The sequence below is a fragment of the Candidatus Poribacteria bacterium genome, from assembly GCA_016866785.1.
Classification (GTDB): domain Bacteria; phylum Poribacteria; class WGA-4E.
In genome coordinates this window covers 1-6849 of the sequence record VGLH01000167.1, presented here as the reverse complement: position 1 = coordinate 6849, position 6849 = coordinate 1, and the positions used below count along the sequence as shown (strand labels likewise).

5 protein-coding genes are annotated in these 6849 nt (G+C 66.2%); 3 read left to right on the top strand and 2 right to left on the bottom strand.

What is annotated here, in order from left to right:
• The 3 genes from FJZ36_17165 to FJZ36_17155 form a co-directional block, all read left to right on the top strand.
• On the top strand, nucleotides 1-885 hold an 885-nt coding region (locus tag FJZ36_17165), incomplete at its 5' end, for an exo-alpha-sialidase (GenBank protein ID MBM3216630.1).
• A gap of 142 nt (nucleotides 886-1027) precedes the next feature.
• Nucleotides 1028-2350: a nucleotidyltransferase domain-containing protein gene (locus tag FJZ36_17160; protein ID MBM3216629.1), complete on the top strand. Its 1323-nt coding sequence runs from the start codon at nucleotides 1028-1030 to the stop codon at nucleotides 2348-2350.
• 40 nt (nucleotides 2351-2390) lie between these two features.
• Nucleotides 2391-3392: a hypothetical protein gene (locus FJZ36_17155; protein MBM3216628.1), complete on the top strand. Its 1002-nt coding sequence runs from the start codon at nucleotides 2391-2393 to the stop codon at nucleotides 3390-3392.
• A gap of 315 nt (nucleotides 3393-3707) precedes the next feature.
• Here the strand turns inward: FJZ36_17155 and FJZ36_17150 are convergent, their stop codons facing one another.
• Nucleotides 3708-4466: a DUF541 domain-containing protein gene (locus FJZ36_17150; GenBank protein ID MBM3216627.1), complete on the bottom strand. Its 759-nt coding sequence runs from the start codon at nucleotides 4464-4466 to the stop codon at nucleotides 3708-3710.
• 27 nt (nucleotides 4467-4493) lie between these two features.
• Complete coding sequence (locus FJZ36_17145) at nucleotides 4494-6572, bottom strand: alpha-galactosidase (protein ID MBM3216626.1); 2079 nt, start codon at nucleotides 6570-6572, stop codon at nucleotides 4494-4496.
• Nucleotides 6573-6849 lie beyond the last annotated feature (277 nt).

Sequence of the window (6849 nt, the reverse complement as noted above, 5' to 3'; positions counted from 1 at the left end):
TGGGTCGTCGCGCCGGTTCCTGCGCAGAGCCCCGGAGGCAGAGGGCTCTCGGCGGACGAACACGTCCGGGCGGAGCTCCAACTCGCGGACGCGGCGTCCGGGCTGACGCCCTGTCCCGGCGAGATCACCTTCACCCATCCCGACTTCGCCCTGATGTGCGCCCGCAACGGGCTTTCGGATGGAGCCGTCTCGTTCTTCTACCTGTCCGATGACCGCTGCCAGCTCTGGCACGGTCCCTACGCCCTCCCGAGCTTCGGACTGCGCGGCATCGCGGCGAGGACCGACTACCTCGTGTCGGGGCCCAAGACCTGCACGCTCCTCCTCACGTCGGCGAAGTCGGACGGGGACGAGGGCAGAACCTTCTGCGCCCGCACGACGGACGGCGGCGCGACTTTCGAGCATCTCGGATGGATCGGCGACGAACCGGCCGGCTTCTCGATCATGCCTGCCAGCGTGCGCTTGCCTGACGGCGCTCTCCTCGCAGCCGTCCGATGCCGTGGCGCGGGCGAGACCTTCGATCGGGCGCACAACTGGATCGACCTCTACCGATCCGATGACGACGGGCGATCGTGGAGGAGCATCGGTCGTCCCGTGGCGAACACGGGACGGGGCGGGAACCCGCCGACGATGCTTCGGCTCCGCGACGGCAGGCTTTGCATGACCTATGGCGTGCGGGAAGCGCCCTATCGCATGTGCGCCAAGCTGAGCTCCGATGGCGGAGCGTCGTGGACGGATGAGATCGCCCTGCGCGACGACGGAGGCGGACACGATATCGGCTATCCGCGCACCGTTCAGCGCGCGGATGGATCGGTCGTCACGATCTACTACTGGCACAGCACGCCCGAAGGTGAGCGCCACATCGCCGCGACCGTCTGGGAGCCGTGATCGTCCCCGGTTCGTGCCATTCCCCTTACCCCGGCCCTCTCCCGCGTTGGGAGAGGGAGCATTCAGTTCCTTCTCCCCTTGTGGGAGAAGGCTAGGATGAGGGGTCGCACGGGCGTTCACGCTGACGAGCCCCAGGCTCTGAATGGCCGCCGCCTGGTCCCGCCGCCGCGGGAATGACGAGCCATGCTGGCGCTGCCCGGTGAGACCCGCCCGCGGGGCTGCCGTCAAGGAGTCGGAAGACCCGATGCACTCGCCAACGCCTGTCACCGATGACCTAGACGCCCTCCGCGAGCGGCTTTGGACGACCGCGCGGACGTTCGCCGCAACGCTGGAGAACCGGCCGAACGTCGTGGGACTTATCCTGTACGGCTCGCTGGCGCACGGGGGACTGACGCCCTTCTCGGACGTGGACATCGCCGCCGTCATGGACGGGGCTCTGCCGGAGCACTTCGCGGAGCACCGGGTTGTCGGCGGCATCAAGGCGGACCTCATTTTCGTGGAGCGGGAAAGCCTTCTCGACCTGCTCGTGCACGTGCCCAAGCACTTCTACGAACCGGAACGGACGTGGACGTTCGAGTACGTGCTCGACAGCCTGGTGCGAGCGGGCCCCGAGGTCGCCCTCTACGACCCGACAGGGCTCATCGAGCGCGTCCAGACGGAGCTTCAGCGTCTGACGAGCTTCCGCCGACTCGTGCTCCCGTCTGCCCAGTGGTGGTTCCGCCAAGCCGAGACGAACCCCCTGACTGAGGCGAAAGCCCATCTGCAGGCCGGCGAGGCTGGCGTGGCACGGGGCAAGGCGTGCCACGCCGCTGGCGACTTCTGCCGCGCGTTTGCCTGGGTGAACGGTGAGAAGGAGTTCCGTGTCGCGGCGGAGCGGCTGGGGCTCTCGGAAGCCATCGACCTCTGGGTCGAGATCGAGCGGCTGCGTCCGTTCGACCGCGACGCCGCTGGCGAGCTCTGGGCAGCGACTGGGGCCCTGTGGCGCTTCACGCTGGAGCGCGCCTACAACTCCGTCCTCGACGCTCTGCGACAGGTGGGCGTCCAAGATCCCGAGGCGCAGGAGCTGACCGGCAGCGATGCGCTGTTCTGGCCCGGGAACCGCATCCACGAGCTCGGGCGTGTCGCCGCCGAGATGAAGACCTCGCTCGACTGGTGTCGCTACGACATCGACCACGGCGAAACGCGCGACGGCATCGAGCGGCTCTGGGCTTGTGAGACCGCCGCATCCATCCGCGAGCGCTGGGAGGGGATTCGCGACACGCTGGGAAACCTGGACCACGACGTGTCGGGGATCGTGGACCCGATGCTGGCGGACGCGGAGTTCGCTCGCCTGTCCGAGCGCATGGACCGGGCGAGAGACGCCATCCGGCCGCCTTTCGCGACGCCGTCAGACGCCGCGCGCACTGTGGGACTGGCAACGCGGCTCAGCGAGCTCCTACGCTCCGTCATCTTCGCCGACGAGTGAGACGCCCAGCCAGCAGCGCGTCGTCGTGAGGGCGAACGCGTTGCCGTCTGCCCTTCGGCGCGGAACAATAGCCCTGAGCCAGTCACACGGCACGTCCGCCCGAAGGAGCCGCGAACTGCCTACCACCGAGAACGAGAGCCCCGACAGCAAGCTGTTGATCCGCATCGTGAGCGTCATCGGCGCGATCTTCGCCGTGATCGTGGTCGTGATGTTCGTGCAGTCCGCGCCGGAGCGCTCGGCTCAAGCCTGCGTCGTCGGCGGGCAGGAACCGAGCCCGAGTCAGTGCCTCGGCTGCCATGCGAGCCCGCACGTCAACGGTACGGGCTACTCGATCCGGCGCGTCGATACCAGCGGCAACATCACCACGACGAGCGCCGACTCCCCAATGCGCGATCCCAAGGGCATCGCCACCGCGTCAGACGGAACCCGATATGGTGTCAGTCCGCTGGAGCACGTCGTCTGGAAGCAGCCTGAAGGAGACGAGGAACCCACTATCGTTGCCGGAGTGATTCGTAATGGACGGGCGATGCCCGGCTACAGCGGTGACGGCGGACCCGCCTCAGAGGCTCGGTTGAACCGTCCGTCCGCCGTCGCCGTCGATGCCGAAGGGCGTGTCTACGTCGCCGACACCATGAGCAACCGCGTGCGCCGCGTAAACGCCGACGGAACCATCGAGACGGTCGCAGGCAACGGCAAGGACGGGTTCAAAGGCGATGGCGGGCCCGCGACAAGCGCCGAGATCGTCAAGCCGACCTCGCTCGCGTTCGACGGTAGCGGCGACCTGTTGATCGCCCACAGCGATGGTCGAGAAGGACGGATCCGGCGCGTCCGGCGATCCGATGGGATCATCGAGACGCTCATCGGCGATGGGTCGATGCCGCTGGGGGGTCGGGAAGCCGTCTCAGTCAGGGAAGCGAAGCTCAAGCGTCCCGTCGAAGTGACGGTCGATACGGAGACCGGCGGGCTCTACATCGCGGAGAGCCGCCCTGTTCTGCGCCACTGGAACATCGGCAACTGTGGCGCCTGCCACCGACTCCCGTGAGTAAGGGCGACTCGACGAACACAGGCATCAGTTTGCGCGAAGTCTTGGTGAACGACGCATTACCCGGAGGCGGAGCACTCGACAGAAGCGTTGCCGCGTCGTCATTCCGCTTCTCGGACACGCCGCATCCCCAACCCCCACCCTAACCCGCCCCCATACGAAGGGGCGGGGACACGAGGACGCGACGCGCGAGGGATGTCCCCTCCCCCCGCGAGAGCGTGGGAGGGCTAGGGCGGGGGCGGGTGATTCGTCAAGCGTTGAGTTGTCACCCATACTTGCCGAGTCGTCCGTACGGACCTAGCGGCGCACCAATGGTCAGTCGATCTCGTAGACGACATCGACCGTGACGGTCAGCTCGAGCTCTCCGGGCTGAACCGGCACGACCACCTCGCCGCCCGCCTTGGAGTCCGCGCTCGTCCGGTAGATCGGCGGGCCGCCGTAGGACGTCTCCACGATGGACGTCGGCTTGCCGAGATCGACGCCCGCTTCTTTCGCCATCGTCTCGGCGCGGTCGTGGGCGTCTTGGATCGCCTTCGTCCGGGCGTCGCGCTTCGCGGCGGTCGGGTCATCGACAGTGAACGCGACGCTGTTGATGTTGTTCGCGCCCGCGTCGATGGAAGCCTGAAGCGCCTTTCCGACGAGCGTGAGATCGCGGATCGTGACGGTCAGCGTGTTGTTGACCTGGAAGCCGACGACGACGGCTTCCGGCTTCGACCAGTCACGGACCGGGACGATGCTGAACGCTGACGTCTTCAGGTCTTTCTCGTCGATGCCCAATGCCTTGAGCGCGCCGATCACCGCGTCGCTGCGGCTGTTGTTGTCGGCGGTCGCGACCTGAGCGTCGGCGTTGAACGTCTGGACGCCGATGGAGGCGTAGACGATGTCGGGCTTTACCGTGACCGTTCCGACGCCGCTGACGCGGATCCCTTCCGCCAATCCGTCCACGGGAACGTTGACTTCCGTGCAGCCGACCAGCAGCGCGGTCGCCGCTACAAACGGCAAGAGCCGAATCGCCCAGGTTCCGAGTCGACGGAGACCGGGCGACGCGCCTCTCGCCGTCGTGTTTCTGCCCATTACGGGCTCCTTACGTGTGATGGCGGATCACTCGACCACGAACCAGGTGATTCCCTTCTCCGGGACTTTCACCGGTACTGTAACGCGGTACTGGCGGTCGAGGGAGTACTCGACGGATTCACCTTCCCGTTCGCGGATGCGGGCAGTCTCGGATAGCCCAGCGTAGTAGAGCGAGAACTCCAACGACGTCGCGATCTCGGTGTCCGTCGGGTTGTAGACCATCGCGAGGGCTCGCTCCGGCAGCGACGGGTTCACGTGCATCATGCAGTCGATGTCCGCGCCGTCAGCGCGTCGGACGTGGATGATGTCCGAGTCGAGAATGGCGCGGTAGCGTTTGTAGAAGTCTACCCACTTGCCGACGACCGCCTTCGTCGCGTCTGTGTCGAACAGGCGTGGTCCCCGATAGCACGCCTGAACGCCGCTGCCGAAGTTCTGCGCGAGATGCCACTCGTATTCCAGAAGGTGTTCTGACAAGGGCTCGAAGGTCGCTGCCGCTCCGCCTCCGTGGTACTCCACGAGGGGGACGAACATCCAGCCCATCGACGGCGACTTCTCGTAGGTTCCATCGAAGATGTTCTGCCGCGCGATGTGGATCTGTCGCCATCGCGGGAGACTGAAGTTCGTCTCGCGGTACCCCATGCCGCATTTGTTCGACCCGGCGAGGTAGTACCAGTCCGGCGAGTTGATGTAGATGCCGCGTTCGCGACAGGCGTGGTAGAAAGCGACGCACGCCTGCCACTGAGCCACCTGCGAATCATCCAACGATGCGTGGTGCGCGTGCGTTGCCGAGGCGCAGACGTCGCCGTGGTAGGGCCCGTCGGTCTCGATGACGTCCACGCCCGTAGCGTCCATGAACCGCAGAACGCGGTCGACGTAGCCGTCCACCCAGGCGCTCCCCAGACAGACGCTCTGCCCGAACTTGCTGCCCGGCTTGCCCGTCTCCGGCGAAATGCAGTTGTCCGCAGCGCCGACATCCCGCGACGCGCACATGAGCGTGTAGCCGCCGATCTCGATGCCCTTGCTGTGGGCATAGTCCACGTCGGCTCTGAACCGGGCGATGTACTCCGGGTCTTCGCTCTCGATGTCAAACCCGCTCCAGAACGTGAGGATGAGCATCTCGAACCCCACCTCGGCGCACTGGTCGATGGCGAGCCGGACGGCTTCGGAGTCGGAGCTGCGGACGTGCATCAGGATGGGGTTCTCGGTCACCTGCGGAGCCAGCGTACGGTAGAGCCGCCGCCGCGCGAGCCCGCGCCGCTCGCGGTCGTCGCTGTCGTAGAGGAGCTCGAAGGTGCGGAACGAGTCGAACCGTTCCCCGGGCTCCAACACGACACCGGGCCCCAGCGGATAGCGGCTCGTCAGCAGGATGGGGCTCTGATACAGGTAGTCCGTCTGCGACGTGTACTCCAGGTCGGGGCCCCAGGCAGTTGTGTCCATGCCCGCGAAGGCGAAGTCGCTCTCGACGTGCAGGCGCGGCTTCTCACCCTCGGTGACGGCGAGCACTTCGGCTTCGAGCCCGTCGATCCGCAGGCGTTCGGTTCCCGCGTTCTCGACGGTGATCCACTTCGAGAGAACCGGCAGCCCTACGTACATCTCGTAGTGGACGAGCACGGTCAGGTTCCCCGGCTTCTTGAACCGGAGCGTCAATCGCTTCCCGGCGGGGGGCCAAGCGGTCGTCGGCGCGTGGCGCTTGGGCGTCCAGGGGTAGCGAGGCTCCGGTTCCCCCGTCTCGTACCCAACGAATCGGAGCGCGTCGTCCGCCGCCGTCATGTCATCGAGCCACGCCGGGTCGAGATAGGCGTAGTCCGGCTGACCCTTGAGCCCACCGACCTCGATGCGCGTGCCGTCCACCGTCAGGATCGCTTCCGGCTTGACTCCCCGCAGCGCGTTCGCATCGGTGATCAGGTTCCGGTACTCGATGGTTGCGGCGTTGGGTGTCAGCCGGAACGTCCGGCGGATGAGCCCGTTCTCAAGTGCGATCTCGTGCCGCGCCGAGTCTTCGCTGAGGCGCACAGGCTGCGTAACCGGCGTGACAAGCCAATCCGATCCCTGCGCCATCTTCCCGGTTGCGAGGATGGACAGCGTGAGCGCTCCGAGCGTCGTCATGGGTGTCTCCTCCAGGGGTTCGATGGGCGATCTTCGCATCCGGGAAGGGGAACCGCAACGCGCGCTGCGGTGATGGCTCGGCCCTCACCTAACCTCTCCCAAAGGGAGAGGAACCAGATGAACCCCTCGATGGGAGAGGAACCGAACGAACCCCTTCTCCCTTCATAGGGTGTTGAAGGAGAATTGGACTCAGTTGAAGAGATGTTTGAGATGTCGCAACGGTGCGCCTTTGCGGGCGTTGAGCAGGATTCCCAGAAGATATGCGAGATGCACGATC

What these genes read in the sequence shown, in the direction of transcription:
- FJZ36_17160 (MBM3216629.1), top strand. Translation starts at nt 1,028, where the DNA reads ATGGCCGCCGCCTGGTCCCGCCGCCGCGGGAATGACGAGCCATGCTGG.
- FJZ36_17150 (MBM3216627.1), bottom strand. Translation starts at nt 4,466, where the DNA reads ATGGGCAGAAACACGACGGCGAGAGGCGCGTCGCCCGGTCTCCGTCGA.
- FJZ36_17145 (MBM3216626.1), bottom strand. Translation starts at nt 6,572, where the DNA reads ATGACGACGCTCGGAGCGCTCACGCTGTCCATCCTCGCAACCGGGAAG.